Genomic DNA, 17,879 nt, shown 5'->3' with positions numbered 1-17,879 from the left:
GCTTTTCGTATGACCTCTTCCGCCACGCGCGCGATCATTTCGCTGCTTGCCATCACCCTGCCCTCTTTTGCGATCGGTCACGAAGATCACTGCGCCGCCGTGACTGCCTCCGTTGCCGAGGCGGGTTTTGATGCGGAGGTGACTGTCACCTGCACGGACAGCCACGCGATCATTCAGTCCGACACCTACCCCGACCACGATTTAATGACCGGGATTGAAGGCACGAACGAACAGGTGCCCGTTCCCGCGGAGTATGCCGCGCCGATCATCCTGGCGCCGACCCTCGGGACCACTGCGCTGACCCGCGATGCGGCCCTGGGGGTCGCCGTGAATGGGGTCCCGATCTATGACTATACGGCGGGTGGCGAGATGAGCGCGGCGGATCTTGCGCACCATCAGGCACAGCATGACACGGTTCAGACCGATCAGTTGGATGTCTGCGGGGGCCACGCCGGTCGCGGCGATGATTACCACTACCATGCGACACCCACCTGTATGATCGCGCAGATGGAGAATGCGGGCGATGCCGCGATCATCGGCTGGGCCTTCGACGGTTTTCCGATCTACGGTGACGCCAATCCCGACGGCTCCGAGATTGCGGCGGGTGATCTTGACGTCTGCAACGGGCAGCCCGACGCCCTCTTTGGCTACCGCTATCATACATCGGCTGACGCCCCTTATATCGTGCAGTGTCTGATGGGCGCTGTGCCGGACTTTGATAACCTGCCCCGCGTCCGACCGCTCTCTGCCGCCGACGGCGGCGGCGTGGCACCCGGACGACCGCCGCGGGGTGGGGTGGAAGATCTCACCTTCACTCAAGACGCAGATGGCAACCGCAGCATGGACTACCGCTATCAAGGTGCGGCTTACTACATTCGCTATGCGCCCTCGGACCAGCCTGGGTGCTATGATTTCGAGACGCGGACCGTGACCAACGGCGGCGAGGAGATGAGCGGCGAATTCTGCCGATAGCTCGGCTTTTACCTTGAGGGTGAAACGCTTCGCGGCCATCCGCGCTCTGCCTGGCAAAGCTGCCCGTCGCCGTGCCACACCTTATCCGCTGGCCCGTCCAACATATAGATCACCGCACACGAGCATCGCGTGTACAGCCATAGATTGCTTGCGCCACCTCTGCAGGCGCTCCTGATCTTGCTCCAATCCTCCCTGGACTAGATTGCGATGACATGACGTGACACAACATCGCACCGCGGGTGTCATCGGCAAAAACGCGCCCGCAGCAACGCAGAATCCCCAAGCTGAACGTCGGATGAATGCGGTGTTCAGCGCCGCTTCACGTCGGACCTGCCATAGCCCTCTTGCCCGCATCAGCGTGGCACGATCAACCAACTGACCCGATCCTTTTGACGGTCAGGGGGCGCCGAGGCAGATCGTTTCAAAAATCGGAAAGGACGACGACAATGCAATCGAATACACAAGGAAACTCCGGTGGGAATGGCGGCGCGGGGCAGGGCAATAACCGCAACCGCGATACGATTGATCTTGAGGATCTCGCAGGGACGAGCGACGTCGATCTGGACCTCAGCGATCCGGATGGTGATGGCCTCGTGACCGCAGACATCGACACGGATGGTGACGGAACTGCCGACGAAACCGTCGAGGTCGAGGTGCCAGACGATGATACCGTCACGATCGTAGGGACCGAGGGCGACAATACGCTCGTTGGCAGCGATGGCGACGACACCTTCATCGGCTCCGCCGGGAACGATGCCTTCGTGGGCGGCGATGGTCTGGATACCGCAGACTATTCCGATCTCGACGCGCCCATCTCGATCGGTTCACCGGGCGGGGTGGACAAGGGCGACCTTGGCACGGATTCGGTTGGTATTTTCGACGTCGCGGCGGGCACAATCGAAGTCGTCGAAACCGTGATCGGCGACAAGGGTGAGCGAAATGTGGTGGATTCCACGTCTGTCCAAGGGGCGGTCGCCACGGATGTGAACCTTTCCACCGGCGCCTATACCGGAACCATCGTCGTGGAGACAGGCGGCTTTTCGGTGGGCGACTCGTTCTCGCTGACACTTGAGAACTTTGTGGATGTGCTTGGCAGCAACAATGACGATCAGATTGTGGGCAGCCGTCAGGCGAATCTGCTGACCGGGGCTGCGGGCGCAGACACGATTGACGGTGGCGGCGGTGACGACACCATCAACGGTGGGACGGAGGATGACGTCCTCACAGGTGGCAGAGGCGCGGATGTCTTTGAATTTGTGGAAGGGGACGGCGCCGACATTGTGACGGATTTCGTCGTCGGTGTGGATGCGCTTTCGTTCAGTGGCATTGACGCAAGCGACATTGATGTTGTGGCCGACGATACGGACACAACGCTGAGCTATGGCGATAGCGAGGTCCTGCTTGCCGATGTCGTCGAGGAGGACCTGTCCTCCCTGCTGCTCATCGCTTGACACCTCATGGACCAGCGCGATTGGTCGCTGGTCCGTGCTCTCCGACGTCGAAAGGCAATCGCAGAATGACGCGCAGACCCCCAAGTCCCGCCGTGTCGAGCCGGATTGAACCACCGTAGAGATTTGCCACATCGCGCGCGATCGTCATGCCAAGCCCTGACCCGCCCCGGTCTGGATCGAGCCGCACCCCGCGGTCGAAAACCCGCGCACGATCAAGCAAGGGCACGCCGGGGCCATCATCCTCCACGATGAGGATCACAGCCTCCCCCTCGGCTTCGAGTGTCACATGCACGTGACCCTGCGCCCAATACGCGGCGTTTTCGATCAGGTTGCCCAGCATCTCCTGAAGATCGGGCAGCGTCACGGCAAGGCCCATCTGATGCGGGCCCTCGATGTCAAATCTGATGTGGGGATAAAGCCGCCCGACCGCCCTGACCAGATCATCCAGCGTTGCCATCACATCGACACGCTCTCCGGGCAGCATCGCCTCGGGACCCGTCGCAGCATGATCAAGATGCAGCGCTGTTGCCTCCTTCAGGCGCGCCAGAGCATCTTCGGCCGCATTGAGATCCAGCGGACGACCTTGCGCCGCGCGTTGGATTTCACCCGACAGCACGGTTGTGGGCGTTTTCAGCGCGTGAGCCAGGCCAGCGGCCTGCAACCGGCCCCGATCACGCTGGCGGCGGTTGCGCTCGATGAGCCGGTCGAGGTCGCGCACGAGGGGAGCCACTTCGATTGGGAATACATCGGGCGCGGGACGCGCATCCGTGTTCGACAGCCGGACGACGGCTTCATGCAATCGCTTGAGCGGACCAAGGGCAGCGTTGAGCATCAAGGCTGCGGCAACGATCAGCGAAACACCAAATACGCAGAGGCCAAACGAAAGACTGCGCCTGAAAGAGGCCACCAGCGTCTCCATGCTGGCGAGATCCGCCGCAACTCCTAGCCGCCAACGCGGCCCATCGTTCACACGCACGCTTTGGCTCAAAAGCCGCAATTGTTGACCATCAGGGCCGCTGACCAGCTGTTGTTCAGGTATCGTCCCTGGTGCCCCAAGGGGCAGATGCCTGTCCCACAGGGATCGCGAGGCGACGGTAAACCCTTCTGTTTCTGCCTGAAAATAGAGCCCGGAATAGACACGCGAAAACGATGGGGAGGTCATACGAAGGGTCGGATCCTGTGGTTCCGTCGCAACCGCGACCCGAAGCACCGCCAGTTCTTCCTGCAACCGTTGATCAAATTGGCGCAGCGTCGCTTTTTCGAAAACCGTCAGGATCGCGTAGCCGCCGATGCCGAGCGACAGCGCAATCCAAAGCGTGGCGCTGATCAACACACGCAGGCGCAACGAGCGCAGCCTCATGCCGGACCAAGACGATAGCCAAGGCCGCGCACCGTCTCTATTGACGCAGGGCCAAGCTTGCGGCGCAGGCGCGCAACAAAAACCTCAATTGTGTTGCTGTCGCGCTCATCATGCAGGCCATAGACGATTTCGGCCAGATCCGCTTTGGAATGAACCGTGTCGGGCGCCTGGATCAGCGTTGCGAAGACCTTGTATTCATGCGCTGTCAGGGTGATGGCGCGCCCGTCCCGCGTCACGCGCCGTGCCTGTGGGTCCAGCGTGATCGCCCCCACGCTGGCGACCGGCGACGCGGCACCGCCCGCGCGCCGTATCAGAGCGTTTATGCGCGCAATCAGCTCCTCCATGCGAAAGGGCTTGCCAAGATAGTCATCACCACCAGAGTTCAATCCCTCGACACGATCCTGCCAGCGGTTGCGTGCGGTGAGCAGCAGCACCGGCGTTGCCAGTCCCTCTCTCCTCCAGGCGCGCAGCACTGACACGCCATCGAGACGCGGAAGCGAAAGATCAAGCACGATGGCGCGGTAAATCTCTGTCGCACCAAGGTGATACCCGTCTTCGCCATCGCCGGCGGTATCGACCGTGAACCGCTCTGCCTCCAGCGCCTCAACGATCTGAACCGCGACGCGGCGCTCATCTTCGATCAGCAACAGGCGCATGTCAGTTCCCCTTACCGCGAGGCCCATCGCCGCGTGGCCCGTCGCCCTGCGACCCGGAACCACCGCGCCTCTCCCCTTTGTCAGGACCTGGTCCGTGTGAGGGGTGCGGGTCGTCGCGTTTACCCTCAGGCGCAGGTCTCTCTCTCCGACCCTCGTCGCGCTCCAAAGCGCCAGGTTCACCGGAGTCGAAGTGGTTCACGATTTGCGACTGCGCCGCATCGACCTGCACCGTGTGCAACTCACCGTCGGCGCCCATGAACAGAATTTCGTAGGTGAGGCTGCCGCCACGCTCGATCAGACGGGCGTCAATAATCAAGCTTTCGGGGACAACTTTTCTTGCCGCGGCAAGGGCGGCTTCGAAATCCCCTTGGGTGGGGAGATCATCAGCGCCACGGATGTCCTGTGGAGTGACGACAGTGCTGGTCATCAAGAGCACGGAAACGATGACCGCAGCGCGATGCATCGGGTGACCTCCTGTGCCGACGCGGGCGAGATGGCGCAAATCTGGGCAGCCGCAACCGCAAGGCGGATCAGCACATGCGATGAAACGGTCCGCCATGGCGGCCGCCCAAATGCCGCGCTGACCCTAGGACAGATAGGTATTGAACCAGCCGACCGTCCGTTCCCAGGCCAGCTCGGCCTTGGCTTCGTCGTAGCGCGGCGTGCTGTCGTTGTGGAATCCGTGGTTTGCACCCTCATAGATGTAGGCCTCATACACCTTGTCGTTCGCTTGCAACGCTGCCTCAAAATCAGGCCAACCCGCGTTGATGCGCTCATCAAGCTCCCCCATCTGGATCAGCAACGGGGCCTCGATTTTGGGTACGTCTTCCGTTGCAGGCTGCCGCCCATAGAAAGGGACACCTGCGGCCAGTTCCGGGTATGCGACAGCGATGGCGCCGACCACGCCGCCGCCATAGCAAAAGCCAACCGCGCCAACGCGGCCCGTGCTATCCGCGCGCGTCAGGAGGTGTTCGAACCCCGCGAAGAAGTCATTCATCAGTGCGACGCCGTCAACCGTCCGCTGCAGCTCGCGACCGTCCGCATCATTGCCCGGATAACCGCCAACGGACGTCAGCCCATCCGGGGCCAGCGCCATGAAACCCGCCTTCGCCAGACGGCGCGCAACATCTTCGATGTACGGGTTCAGGCCCCGGTTTTCGTGAATGACCAGAACCGCCGGCAGCGGCCCCTCGACCTCCGCAGGGCGCACCAAATAGCCACGGACATCCCCCGTGCCATTGGGCGACGGATACATGACGTAGTCGGCGTGAATGTCGGGATCATTGAACGAGACCTGTTCGGCCATCGCATAATTCGGACTGAGCATATTGAGCAAAGCCGCAGCTGTCACACCGCCAACGGCAAACTTGCCAGCGCGGTCCAGAAACTCGCGCTTGGTGATCTTTCCATGGGCGTAAAAATCGTAAAGATCCAAGAGTTCTTGGTCGAAATCTTTGGCTGTCATGCGGTTCATCGCAATTCTCCCTGATATCTGGTTGTCGTTGCTGGATTAATGGATTCTCTCGGTTAGTGGTTAAGCTGTGGCGGGATCAGTAGCGTCTTTGTGGATAAACGCTGGCCACAGATCGATTATTCACTGTCCGACCGGCGCCGCCAAGATGTTCGGCAGTGCCCCGTCTCAAGGCGGTGATCGCCCCGAAATCATGCGCCAAGCGACCCGCCAGGCACCATAGATCAGAACCAGAATGCCGACCGACCGTTGGATCTCGATCAGCGGGCCCCGCGCCTCACGCTCCAGCCCACCATATGCAAGGCAGAGACCAAAGAGCAGCATTCCGATCATGGTGATCGCGATGATCCAGTGGTTCAGGCGGGAGATGAAATCGTATTGCATATGCGCGGGTCGCCTCTGCTAGGGACGCGGGCGGCGCGCGGTGGCGTCGCAGATGGCATCAGGATCGTTCAGAGTGCAGCCCGCTTCCGACCGCAGGCATCCCAGAATGGCATTCGATCCGGCCGCGCCCGCATGGTAGTGATAGGTACCGTCCTCACTGACATGACCATTGCAGCGGTCCAAATCAGCTGGCTCCGACCCATCGGCCATAAGATGCGTGACGATCGGATGGCCATCCATCGCGATCCCGACCTGGGCGCCATGCGCAGGCAGGCTCGCTGCGGGACCATCGTTCAGACAATCGGTGACCGCGTGGTAGTGATACCCCACGTGTAGGTTCACGTGGCCGCCACAATCATCGAATGGGGCGAGCGTGTAGGCACCTAGGATCGCGTCCAAAGGCGCCGGGCCATCCAAGCGCACGCCGTTATAGGCAACGCCCGATCCAGACATTCGCGTCGAAAACGCACCCTCGGGTGCTCCGGGCTCAAGCGGTATGACATAGGTGGTCGTAGCCTCATCCGGCACGTATTCCGGCAGGCATTCGACACAATGATTCTGATAATCCGGATCGACATCCGGGCGCGCCGCTGCTTCGCAGGCCGCGAGCGTCCCGGTGAAACGGACCGCCCCGGTCTCAGGGTCGAAGAGCTGCCACTTGGTATCGCCGTAGAACTCGGCCAGGCCTTCGATGAAGCTGCCATCGACATCGTGAACTTTGCCGTCGTGCAACCAGATACCCCCCGCGTCAGCAGCATCCTCGATGCTGCGGGGGCACCAGGGGCCCGGGGTGTATGTCTTGGGGTCATCTGAAACGGTAATGGAGAAACAGGTCGTTTCCGTCCCGCCACTCAGCGTGCACTCAACACGCGTCGGGCCGGATATGATCGTAGCGTCGGCAAAGACCTGCGCAATTCTCTCCAAACGGGCATCGCTGTCTTCCGGAATGGCGGCCGAAGACAGGCAAACCAACGCGAGAAAGAGACCGTATTTAGCCAGGCTTCGTGTGCCAAGCCTCGGGTATACCTCGAATATCATCATGTTTCTGCTTTGTGCTTGCCTGCGATTCTAAGTTAGCTTACTAACATTTTTATGTCCCGCAAAGAAGCCAATCTCCATTTCCTGCTGCATTCCGCCGCTTTGGTCGAAGATGCGGTACGCCGCGAACTGCGCCCTCTGGGTCTCGGCCCCGGCCAGGCCCGCGTTCTCGACGCGCTCGATCGCATGGGGCCATCGTCGCAGGTCGAATTGGCGGAAGAGTGCAACATCACAGCCGCCAGCATGAGCACCATGACAATGCGCCTCCTGGCTGCTGGGGTCATCGAGCGGCGCCAGGATCCGAACGAGCGACGCAGCAACATCCTGCGACTGTCAGACAGCGGAATCCGGCTTCTCAAGGACGTGCGCGCGGCCTGGCATGCGGTTGACGGTATTGTGCAGCAGGCGGTTGGGGCCGAGAAAGCCGCAGCGCTTGCCGATCTTGCTCATGACCTGCGTGATGCGCTCGGCGGGCGGACCCCGCGGGCACGCCGCGCGAAGCGGGAAAGACCCAACGCGGACATCAGTTCCGAGAGGACTGATGCCTTAACCTGAGTTGGACTTTCAGTGCCGGATGTTGAAAGAAGAAATTAATCTGGTTTTCCGGCATTTCGCAGGTCTTACGCGCGACTTTTCGACTGATCGCGGCGCAGTTCACAGTTGATAGGTTCACGATAAGAGGTTGGACGTCGCGTCGCATATCAGCCGTGGTGTTTTCTTGGCAGGCAACCCTGCCGAAACGCTGTTTGCCCCTGCTCAAGATCAGTTACATAAGGACGCATGGACCAGCTCTACGAAAATCGTGCGCTTGTAGAAGTCTACGATGCATTGAATGCTTCACGCGATGACTTTGATTTCTATCTCAGCCAATTTCCAAGTCAGCCTTGCACTGTTCTCGACATTGGATGTGGCACTGGAACATTTGCTCTTGAGCTGTCGAAACGTGGGTATTCCGTGACGGCCGTTGATCCCGCGCCACAAATGATTGCCGCAGCGCGCGCGAAAGATGCGGCGCAGCATGTGAGATGGGTCACGGGATATGTTTCGGATTTAGCGCCCGAACCGCGCTTCGATGTTGGCATCATGACAGGGCATGCATTTCAATGTCTCTTGGAAGACGATGATATCATTGCGCTCTTCAAGGCGGTGGCCGCGCGCCTCAACGCCGGAGCATCGTTTTGGTTTGAAACACGCAATCCCGCCGCCAAGGCATGGACCCGCTGGACACCTAAGAAAGCAAGACCTCCGATGGCGCTCGGCGGGGGTCGATCTTTAAAGGTCGTACAGGAGGTCTTGAACGTCGATGGCGAATACGTCTCGTTCAAAGAGACATATGAGTTCAGCGACAAAGATCATCCTCTGTCGTCGTTCAGCACCCTTCGCTTTCTGACGTTGGATCGCATTGAAGACCTCGGACGCGCAGGCGGACTTCGCATTGGTTCGGTTTGCGGAGACTGGACGGGTGCTGCCTTTCGGGCAAACAGCCCGGAGATTATCCTTCGAATGGACAAAGACGAATAGCTAACGTCGGTGTGTTCTAAGGAGTCGGCAGGCCATACAGATTGCGAAAATGATCCGAGCCCTATTGAATGAAGCCTGTCCTATGCTGCCAAAGTGGTTCACCAGGGCGACTGAGATTTGATTGGGGCGTCCATCAAAGCCAGGTGCAATTTGCAACGGCGCAAAAAGGCCGGACACACAACCATACTGACGGCCCCTGATACACAAAAGTGGTTGCGACACTGCCGCCATCTACACCCAAGTGTTGATGGCAGCTCCAGCATCGTTGGTTCCGAAGCTTCAGCAAGTGGGCAGGTTGTTTCGCCAAATCGATCCTAGACGGCGGCATGCCCACGCAGGCGGATCACCAAAGGGATCATCGCGAAAACGAGAAAGGCCGCAAAAAGAAAAGGCGCGCCCGGCAAATAGATACCCTCCACATCGACGGATTTCTGAAACAGCCAGGTCATTACCAGAGGCGACAAGATTGCGGCAACGGATGACAGCGACGCAATGACGCCCTGTACAACGCCTTGCCGGTCTTCATCCGCCTGGTTTGACGCCATGGCTGTCATCAGCGCAGGCACAAGATCAGACAACGCCGCAAGCATCAGGAAGACGACCAGAGCCGCAATCGACCCTGTAAAGCCGAACCCGATCATACCAATCAGCGCCGATATCATCCCCAGCATGAGCGTACGATAATCTCCGATCCACCTGATAAAGATCGGCATCAGCCCTCCTTGCACCAATGCCAACAACACACCGTAAGCTGCCAGCGACAGCCCGATATAAAGGGTCGGCCAATCGAACACTTCACGGGTCCAGAAAGCCCAGAGCGTTGGGTAGACCATGTTGGCAAACTCGAAGATGAAAATGCACAGCAGTGGTACGGCAAGACCCGGCAATCGGAAAGCATCCAAGATCGATTTGAACGGGTTGAGGTCGCGCTTGCCAAACGGGCGACGTTTGTCCGGAGGCAGGCTCTCGGGCAGCACGAAATATCCAAACAGAGCGTTGCCCGCCGACAAGATCGCGGCAATCCAGAAGGGCGCCGCAATGCTTATTTCAGCCGCAATACCGCCCACGGCGGGGCCCAGGACAAAGCCGATCCCGAATGCTGCCCCGATGAGACCAAAATTCGCGGCTTTTTCTTGCGGGGAGGATATGTCCGCAATATAGGCCGTCGCGGTAATGTAGGTCGCTCCTGCAAGACCGGCGAGTGTCCTTCCGAGAAGGAGCAGCCAGAAACTGTCCGCCAAAGCCATGACCACATAATCCAATGCCAGCATGACGAGCGCCGCAATCAGTATTGGCCTGCGTCCAACCGCATCCGAAATGCTTCCGACAATAGGGCCGCACAGGAACAAGGCTCCTGCGTAGGCTGCCATCAGCAACCCACCCCAGAATGCGCCCTGCCCGGTGTCACCCGCGCCCACGCGGTCCATCAAATCCGGCATGATGGGGAACACGATGCCGATACCGATGGCATCGATCATCAGCGTTATGAGAATGAAAACAATGGCCCGGTTCTTGAACATATCACCCTATCGACCGGGCCCGCAGGCAAAGCAAGTCAAAAGAGTTGGCGTGTAGGACACGGCACCAATGACCCAAACCACCGGGGTGTGGCCCACTCACCAAACCCAAGATGCGCTCGGAGACTTACCGCAGCATCCTTCCGGAAAAGTCGGTGAATTTGGGTCTGTATCGCCTCTTTGAATTGTCTCTTGGCCAGAAAGACCACTCAGATCGCCTTCGGATTGCATTTTGCGGGCATAGTCTTCTTTGGAGTAAGCATCAACAAACGGTCCCGGCCGCGCATGCCGCGCTATGTTGTATGAGGTTTTCGGGTCTGGTATTCCCCTCCGCAAATGCTGTGATATGGCAAAACACCAGCGACAGGATGACTTTGGAGCGTTCATGATCAACCCGATCCATTTCAATCGACGCAGGGTGCGGTGCGGCGGCGCAGGATCACCGCAAAAGTTCCGATCGAAAACCACCGGATGATCGATCTGACCGAACACGCAGAGATCTGGCCGCAAGTCGCGACCGGTAAAGCCCTCGCAAATGTCGAATTCGTTTCAGCCGATCCCAATCGGGATTTGGATTTTCAGGACATCGTCGCGGCGATCACGGGTGATGCGCTGTCCAATATTCTTGCGCGCTGCGGTTGGTCGGTAACGCGCGAATTCTACGTCAACGATTCAGGGCTGCAGGCGGACGCCTTCGCCCGTTCTGTCTATGCGCTTCTGTGTGCTCAAAAGGCAGGCGGCGAAGACCTTGCCCATGTCGAGGTTTCAAGGTTCACATCCGAATTGATCCGGCACATTCAGGACCAGCACAGCGGCGATTTTGACCAGCAGCCCGAAGCCGTCTGGCTGCCCAAACTCCGCGCGATCACCGTTGATTTTTCTCTGGCCAGCATCCGCAAACAATTTCACGACTTCGGCATCACAATCGACGTGTTCACCCACGAGAGCCAGGTGATGGTCCCACCGCGCCCGGACGACATGCTGCGTCAGCTTGTGGACCGCGGCCTCGCCTACACCGTCGAGAACGCCCCGGGGGCCGAACCGACACAGCCACCGCGGACGCTTTTTGCCACGCGTCGTTTTGGCGACACGGAGGATCGTCCGCTCACGACCGCCATGGGGACGTGGACGTATTTCATGAGCGACGTGCTTTATCATAAGAACAAGGTGGACCGCGGCTTCAACGGACTGGTGACCATTTTCCGGGCGGACTATGCCGCATATGTCGACCGCATTCTCGCCTGCATCCGGGCATTCGGTCAGGACAAGATCGATCTGGCAAAAATCCATGTGATGGATCCGGTATCAGAACACCTGACACCGGAAAAAGCAGACCGGATAAAGTTATGCTTCACGCCACGGCAGTTGCGATGGCTGCTGCTGTCCCGCCCTCCGGGGCAACCTATCGACCTTGATGTCTCGCCCCAGACCGTGTCAGCAGCGAATGCGTTTTTGGCCCGTCTCGATCACCTGTGCGGCCGAGCGCCTGATGACATATCCGATGCTGTCGGGGCAGGTCACGGTAAAGATCTGGAAAAGCTGTCAGCCCTATTGACTGCATGGGAGGGCGTCGTACGGCAATGTCTGGAAGACATGGAACTTCATGCGCTATGCGACTACCTGCGCGCGCTTTCGCTTTGCCTACATGAACTGCGGTCTTATCAGGATGAATCGCATGACAGGGAGATCGCCGCGGGCCGAAAAATCCTGTGGGAAGTCAGCCAGGCGCTGGGGATTGCATAGCAGGGCGTGTGGATACGGTCGACGCGGTCCGCATCGGCAAGTGCATCTCGGTGTCGCAAAACACGGTCCTCACCCGCGCAAAGGGTGTCAGATCAGCGCTGCGCGGCTGTTGCCAAGCACCCAGTTCCACGTGTCCGCGATGCCTTCGTCCAGGTCAATCGCCGGACTCCAGCGAAAGACCTCCCGAGCAGCGGCGCAGCAGAGAACGTTGGTTTTGATATCCGCCGCGCGTGCGGGCTTGTGGATCAGATCGAAATTCCGCCCGGAAATACGGCGCACCTTTGCAATGATGTCCGACACGCTATGCGACAGGCCGCTTCCCACATTGAAGATACCGGTTTCCTGTGCCTCTACAGTCCGGAGGCAGAGCTCTGCGATGTCGCGCACATGCAGATAATCTCTGCGAATCTCGCCGTCACCCCAGATTTCGATGGGTTGATCGTGGGCAACGCGCCAAAGCAATGTGCCGATAAGGCCTTGCACGCCCACCCGCCCCTGACGCGGCCCATATAGGTTAGACGGGCGCAGGATCACGGTATTCAGCCCATGGCGCCGGGCCTCGATCTGCAGATAATTTTCCACCGCGAGCTTGACTACGCCGTAGGATGTCAGGGGGCCCAGCGGGTCCGCCTCGCTGCTCGGCCCACCGCGTTTGTCTTGATAGATCGCACCACCCGAGGACAGATATACCATCTTCCGCACATGGTGATGTCTCATCCGTTTCAGCAGAGCGAACAGCGACAACAGGTTGTTCCGAATGTCGGCCTCCGGGTCCTGATCCGAGGTTCCCGGCACTGTCGAACCGGCCATATGGATCACACATGAAACGCCGCTCAAAGCCTGATCACAGGTCTCGGCATCTGCCATATCCCCGGAGTGATAGGTCACATCGTCATGTGGAGGGCTGAACCGGTTCGGAGACCGCGCCAGAACAACGACATCATGGTCCGCCGCGCGGAACCGGTCGGTAACGTGGGACCCGACAAAGCCCGTGCCGCCGATCAGCAAAACCCGCATCTCAGCGTGCCTCCCGGGATCGGGCAACACCCTCGGCAACCCGGAGCGTCGGGAAAATCCGGGCGCTCATTCAGCCGCCGGTCGCCGGGTCAGGGCGGCCACCTCTTTGACGCGCTGCTCAAAAACCTCGAGCTTTACGTCGGCTGACTTGCAGTAATGTGCGCTGCCTTCCTGCAGCTTTCGGTCGCAATGATAGACCCGCATTGGCCAGTCTGTCGGAAAAGCGATGCCGGGCCCCGCCGGTTCAGCAAAGAGCTGTGACAACTCATCTTCGAAGTTGAACCAGGCGGTCTGGCTATCATGATAGACACCAAGATCGGGAAATCCCTTTACCTGCCGCGCACCAAGGGTGTCATAGACAAGGAAATGCGACGCGACCCGGTTGACCGACCAGACCCCGGCCTCAACATCCTTTGCCGCTTTTTCAAGCTTCCAGACCCAGCAGTCATGATCGTCCATCTGGTGGATCAACGGGCGCTTGGGGTGGCGCTCGAAAAACTGCACAAAGGCGTCAAGCGGGTCGAAATCAGGATCGGTTCGGAAAAAGGCGATATCGGCCTCTATGGTCAAAAGATACCGGGTTTTATCGCTGAAAGCATGCAGATGGCCGTTGTTCGCCCCGTCGCCGGACGCGCAATTGGACCGCCGCTTGCGGAGCCTGACCTCGTCGACGCCATGCGTCTCTGCCAATCGTAGGAAATCGTCGCGCGGCGCCGCCTCGACGCCGTCAACGGTCAGGATGACGTCATAACCGCGTTTTGTTCCCGCACAGAGCTGCGCCAGATTGTGCGGCAGCGTTTCGCGCAGGATCTCGATCTCATCATGACAGATGAAGTTGATCGTAAATTCAGGCCAGGTTTGCTTTACCATCCCGCGGGTCCTTTCGATGAAACAGGTGCGTTGCAGGCCTCACGCGGTGCCAACCGGAAAAGCTCCTGCATCATGTCCTGAGCAACCGGCGCGACGATCCGGTCAACGGTGTCAAAGATGGCATTCTCCTTGGTCACGGGGATCGAAGGATGACCAACCGCCATGGCCATCGCCACGTATTTATCCGCCGTACCCAGGTTCAGACGATTGTCCAGATCCCCCAGCGAAAAGGCATCAAAGACAACCTCTCCGCTCTGGTAGAGCTGGTCTGACACGATCTGGGTGTATTTGTTGATCAACGCCCGGATCGTGTCGGCGGCGGTCACATGCATGCCGTCCGCTTCCACGCACCGCCGCACATCCTGCGGGTAAAAAACGAAAGCCGTCCGGTAAAAACTGCCGTCATTGAGCAATTGAAACCAGCCGCATTTGTTCAGGCGCCGCACCAACCGGTCGTTCAGCGCCTGCCGCCTTTCGACAAGCGCGCCGATACCCTCTACTCCCAGATGTTTGATCAGCGCCCAGAGTTTCAGGGAATGAAAGCCGCGCGAGCCATAGAAGGGCATGATCAGCCCCAGATCCAGACAGGACGGATCGCGAAACTTGTCCGGATAGCGGCAAATGAACTCCAGCGCGGCGGGGTCCTTGAACAAGACATAACTGCAGGGGTATCCGACAAACAGCCCCTTGTGTGGATCGAGCGAGACCGATTGCGCATGCTCGATCCCGCTGAGCCGGGTGCGCATCTTGCTAGAAAACAACAGGTTTCCACCGTGACAGGCATCCACATGCAGCCAGAGATCATTGTCATCGCAAATCCGCCGCATCGCACTAATGTCGTCCAGGCCGGTCGTCCGGCAGTTTCCTGCGACGCTGACGACCATGAAGGGCTCGCAGTCGTCGTCAAGCTCGGCAATGGTCTGCTGCAGGGCGTCGGGGTCGGTGGTGTAATCGCTATTGGCTTGCGTCCAGACCAGACTGTCCTGACCCAGCCCCAAAGACAGGGCCGCACTGGAAAACGAGAAATGCTCGATCCCCTTGGCCAGAATGATCACCGGCTTTTTGCGCAGGCTGCGCAGGCCGTGCTGCTTGATCTGCGGAAACTTCGCATGCAGCGCCACAAGCACGGCCACATGGTTCGACATATTGCCACCTGAGGTCCAAAGCCCGCCCACATCAGCCAGGCTCAGGTTCGGCATATCGATGGGGAGGTGGGAAAACCCGACCAGCTCACGCAACCACTGGATCAGCTCCATTTCGATGAACATGCCCGAGGGCGCACTGCGATCATAGGCGATGAGGTTCTGGTTCAAGAAGGTGCAGAGGATATCGGCGCCAAGACCCGCAACCGCATTTCCGGTATCGGGAAAGGCCAGATACCGCAGATCGCTTTGGGCGACCGACGTCCGCACCACGTTGGTTTCCAGTTCTGCCATCAGCCCGTCCAGCGACATCCCCTGCCGGGGCAAGGGCTGTGCAAGATATTGGCGCATCGCATCTTCGTTCTGATATTCAAGCACCTTGCCGCCGCGCGCGCGGCCTTCGATGAAGGCCATTCCCAGTTCCAGCGCGCGGGTCAGAAACGCCTCCTGGCTCTCGGTGGGCGTGCCGTAGAGTACCGCTTGATCCAGATCATTCATGAAACGGCACTCCGAACTCCATCCGGTACACGCAGTCGGAGCAGAAAGACCAGTCGCGGCCTTCGAAACTGTCCCGCCTGAACCGCTGATAGGTCTCGCCCTGCCAGATTTCAGGCAGAGATGCGTCAGACAACCGCCCCAGCCGGTTGCTGTCGGAAGCTTCGAGGTTGATGCAACAGGGGGTCACCTCCCCTTTGCAGGTGACAAAGGTTGCATCCCACGGCCAGGCGCAATGCATGGGCCGCTGCATTTTCGGATCACCAATTCTGGTGTAGTCAAAGATTTCAACATCGAGCCCAAGGTGTTGAGCCACGGTCAGGCCATCCTCGATCAGCGCAATGGTCTTTTCAGGATCGCCGTGGAACAGGGATTGATCGTTCAGCGACTTGTCATCCGCCCAGTGATGCATGCTCTCTACCGTCACCTCTCTGATCGAGGTTTCCGCGATAAACTGCATGGTCTGCGCGAACTGATGCAGATTGCCCTTGCCCAGGGTCACCGCAGCGGAGAGGCGCGTGGGTGTGCCTTCGACGATCTGTGCGGCAAGCCGCATCGCCTCCTCCAACTTCTCCCGCGTCAGGCCGGAGCGGATCTGCATCAACAACTCGTCCGCCGCATCGACGCTGATCGCCACCTTGCCCAGGCCCGCGTCCACCGCTTCCTGCAGGCGGTGCTGGATCAGCACGCCATTTGTGTTGACTGATGAAAAAATGTCCCGCGTCGTGCAGGTCGCGACATAGTCTGCGAAATTTTTCAGCATGAAGGCCTCGCCGCTACCGACGAAGGAGACCTGCCGGATGCTGGGGGTGGAGGTCAGAATGTCCTGAAACTGGGCCACGCTCAGAATATCCCGGCTGGACGGGGTAACGGCCCGGGGGCAACTGGCACAGGTCAGGTTGCACTTGTCGGTCAGTTCCACCTGCAGATACGTCAGATCGTTCGCCTGACCCGGTGTAATGCCATAGCGGTCCAGCTCGTTGGGGACGATGAAATCACGCGGATGAGCGACTGGCTTGATCTGGTTCATATTGATGCCTTCCGGTAAGCGGTTTCGATGTCGGTGATGAGGGTCTTGAAAGCGGGCAGCCCAGACGGCGTGGCGCGGCGCTGCGGATGCTGATCGCGGACCCGGGTCATGCAATCGCGCCACGCGGCCACATCACCAGGTGCTGCGAAATGCAGGTTTGCGAGGCCGCGCAGATGCGTGAGCGAGGCCACCTCGGAACAAATGACCTGAAGCCCGGCCTCCAGCGCATAGGTCAGGATGGTGGGGTGATTTTCGAGCCAGAGACTGGGGATCAGCAGGCAATCCATCCCGCGCAGCTCTCGCCCGATCTGGTCATGCGGCACCGGCCCTCGCCAGTCGATCCCTGCACACTCCTTGTCGGCGGTGTCCGGGGCATTGCGATCTGTGATCAGGCGCAAACGACACCCCGTATCTGTCTGAAAAAGCGCACGGAATGCGGCCTGCGCAACGCCAATGCCTTTCTCTTCGGAAGCCCGGCCGATGTAGCCAAAGGTATAGTTACCATCCGGGCGTGGGCCGTCATCATGCCAATCCGGTTCGACATGATACGCGGCGCGGTCTTGCCGAAATGCGCGGGGCGGGACGGAAAACCCCTCCAGAATCCGCCTTTGATGCGGTGTCTGCACGTAGATGCCCGCAGGTCTCTTTGACAGGACCCCGATATTGCGCTGACGCCAGTCGACAATCTGGCGTTCTGCGGCGGTGGTTTTATCTCTGGACCCGATGCAGGCGAGGCAGGTCTGTGGCGCAACATCGCCGCTGCAGATCTCACCCGTCACTTGATTGCGCAGCTGATAGTCCGGACAGACCGCGGTGTAATCCGTCAGCGTCACAAACAGCGGCACCTGCGCCAATGCCTCCAGCTCCAGAAACCGCAGGCCGATCCGCGCGAAGTGAAACAGATGCACCGCGTCAAAGCTGCGACCGTCGCCAAATTCTTGCAGGCAACGTGCGGCACGGTCTTTTTGCACGGCCTCCATCCGGCGCCAGTCCAGCGGGTAGCCGGGCGTGTTTTCAGCCGGTATTTCCCATTCCTCGATCCCATCGGGGCGGTGCCGCCGCGACGGGGCGCAGGTGGCATCGGGGCCTGCTGCAAGCCACACGACCTGGTGCCCCCGATGCTGCAATGCGCAGGCCGTGTCGTTGGCGAGTATCTCCGTCCCCCCGATGGAATGGCGCGGAAATCGATGTGAGACGATCAGGATACGCATC

17 protein-coding genes are annotated in these 17,879 nt (G+C 59.6%); 5 read left to right on the top strand and 12 right to left on the bottom strand.

Features of this window, described 5'->3' with window-relative positions:
* Window positions 1-9: 9 nt before the first annotated feature.
* A complete protein-coding gene (locus Q1A63_RS17360; protein WP_298973024.1) occupies window positions 10-972 on the top strand; it encodes a YHYH protein in 963 nt (320 codons plus the stop codon).
* Between the two features lie 446 nt (window positions 973-1,418).
* Window positions 1,419-2,423, top strand: a complete 1,005-nt coding sequence (locus tag Q1A63_RS17355; RefSeq protein ID WP_298973022.1) for a hypothetical protein — start codon at window positions 1,419-1,421, stop codon at window positions 2,421-2,423.
* A 4-nt stretch (window positions 2,424-2,427) separates the two neighbouring features.
* On the opposite strand, the gene Q1A63_RS17350 is transcribed toward Q1A63_RS17355, so the two are convergent.
* From Q1A63_RS17350 to Q1A63_RS17325, 6 genes are all read right to left on the bottom strand, one after another.
* Window positions 2,428-3,783, bottom strand: coding sequence for a HAMP domain-containing sensor histidine kinase (locus tag Q1A63_RS17350; RefSeq protein ID WP_298973020.1), 1,356 nt, complete (start codon window positions 3,781-3,783; stop codon window positions 2,428-2,430).
* Entirely contained in the window at window positions 3,780-4,439 is a 660-nt protein-coding gene (locus Q1A63_RS17345; RefSeq protein WP_298973018.1) for a response regulator transcription factor, read from the bottom strand. Before Q1A63_RS17345 ends, Q1A63_RS17350 begins: the two co-directional genes overlap by 4 nt.
* A gap of 1 nt (window position 4,440) precedes the next feature.
* A complete protein-coding gene (locus Q1A63_RS17340; RefSeq protein WP_299632300.1) occupies window positions 4,441-4,902 on the bottom strand; it encodes a hypothetical protein in 462 nt (153 codons plus the stop codon).
* 123 nt (window positions 4,903-5,025) lie between these two features.
* A complete protein-coding gene (gene yghX, locus Q1A63_RS17335; RefSeq protein ID WP_299632299.1) occupies window positions 5,026-5,913 on the bottom strand; it encodes a YghX family hydrolase in 888 nt (295 codons plus the stop codon).
* A 165-nt stretch (window positions 5,914-6,078) separates the two neighbouring features.
* A complete protein-coding gene (locus Q1A63_RS17330; RefSeq protein WP_299632298.1) occupies window positions 6,079-6,294 on the bottom strand; it encodes a cytochrome b/b6 domain-containing protein in 216 nt (71 codons plus the stop codon).
* 18 nt (window positions 6,295-6,312) lie between these two features.
* Window positions 6,313-7,332, bottom strand: coding sequence for a YHYH protein (locus tag Q1A63_RS17325; protein WP_299632297.1), 1,020 nt, complete (start codon window positions 7,330-7,332; stop codon window positions 6,313-6,315).
* A gap of 54 nt (window positions 7,333-7,386) precedes the next feature.
* On the opposite strand from Q1A63_RS17325, the gene Q1A63_RS17320 reads away from it, so the two are divergent.
* Together Q1A63_RS17320 and Q1A63_RS17315 are read left to right on the top strand one after the other, a co-directional pair.
* Window positions 7,387-7,887: a MarR family transcriptional regulator gene (locus tag Q1A63_RS17320; protein ID WP_298973012.1), complete on the top strand. Its 501-nt coding sequence runs from the start codon at window positions 7,387-7,389 to the stop codon at window positions 7,885-7,887.
* Window positions 7,888-8,112: 225 nt separating this feature from the next.
* The gene (locus Q1A63_RS17315) at window positions 8,113-8,853 is read left to right on the top strand and encodes a class I SAM-dependent methyltransferase (protein WP_299632296.1); all 741 of its coding nucleotides are present in this window, start codon (window positions 8,113-8,115) and stop codon (window positions 8,851-8,853) included.
* A 314-nt stretch (window positions 8,854-9,167) separates the two neighbouring features.
* Here Q1A63_RS17315 and Q1A63_RS17310 read toward each other — a convergent pair whose 3' ends face one another.
* Window positions 9,168-10,373: an MFS transporter gene (locus tag Q1A63_RS17310; protein WP_299632295.1), complete on the bottom strand. Its 1,206-nt coding sequence runs from the start codon at window positions 10,371-10,373 to the stop codon at window positions 9,168-9,170.
* Between the two features lie 468 nt (window positions 10,374-10,841).
* Here Q1A63_RS17310 and Q1A63_RS17305 point away from each other — a divergent pair, with 468 nt between their 5' ends.
* Window positions 10,842-12,113 (top strand): hypothetical protein, encoded by a 1,272-nt coding sequence (locus Q1A63_RS17305; RefSeq protein ID WP_299632294.1) that lies wholly within the window; start codon window positions 10,842-10,844, stop codon window positions 12,111-12,113.
* Between the two features lie 87 nt (window positions 12,114-12,200).
* Here Q1A63_RS17305 and Q1A63_RS17300 read toward each other — a convergent pair whose 3' ends face one another.
* The 5 genes from Q1A63_RS17300 to Q1A63_RS17280 form a co-directional block, all read right to left on the bottom strand.
* A complete protein-coding gene (locus tag Q1A63_RS17300; protein WP_298973004.1) occupies window positions 12,201-13,130 on the bottom strand; it encodes an NAD-dependent epimerase/dehydratase family protein in 930 nt (309 codons plus the stop codon).
* A gap of 66 nt (window positions 13,131-13,196) precedes the next feature.
* Window positions 13,197-14,000 (bottom strand): hypothetical protein, encoded by an 804-nt coding sequence (locus Q1A63_RS17295; protein ID WP_298973002.1) that lies wholly within the window; start codon window positions 13,998-14,000, stop codon window positions 13,197-13,199.
* Window positions 13,994-15,640 carry a pyridoxal-dependent decarboxylase gene (locus Q1A63_RS17290; RefSeq protein WP_298972999.1) on the bottom strand — a complete coding sequence of 549 codons (1,647 nt, stop codon included), beginning with the start codon at window positions 15,638-15,640 and terminating at the stop codon, window positions 13,994-13,996. The genes Q1A63_RS17295 and Q1A63_RS17290 overlap by 7 nt, the downstream gene beginning before the upstream one ends.
* Entirely contained in the window at window positions 15,633-16,667 is a 1,035-nt protein-coding gene (locus tag Q1A63_RS17285; protein WP_298972997.1) for a radical SAM protein, read from the bottom strand. The genes Q1A63_RS17290 and Q1A63_RS17285 overlap by 8 nt, the downstream gene beginning before the upstream one ends.
* Window positions 16,664-17,878, bottom strand: coding sequence for a glycosyltransferase (locus tag Q1A63_RS17280; RefSeq protein ID WP_299632293.1), 1,215 nt, complete (start codon window positions 17,876-17,878; stop codon window positions 16,664-16,666). The genes Q1A63_RS17285 and Q1A63_RS17280 overlap by 4 nt, the downstream gene beginning before the upstream one ends.
* Window position 17,879 lies beyond the last annotated feature (1 nt).

Source organism: uncultured Roseobacter sp., from assembly GCF_947499265.1.
Lineage (GTDB): Bacteria > Pseudomonadota > Alphaproteobacteria > Rhodobacterales > Rhodobacteraceae > Roseobacter.
Note: the sequence above shows the minus strand (reverse complement) of the source record. Positions and strands in the feature narration are given on the sequence as shown.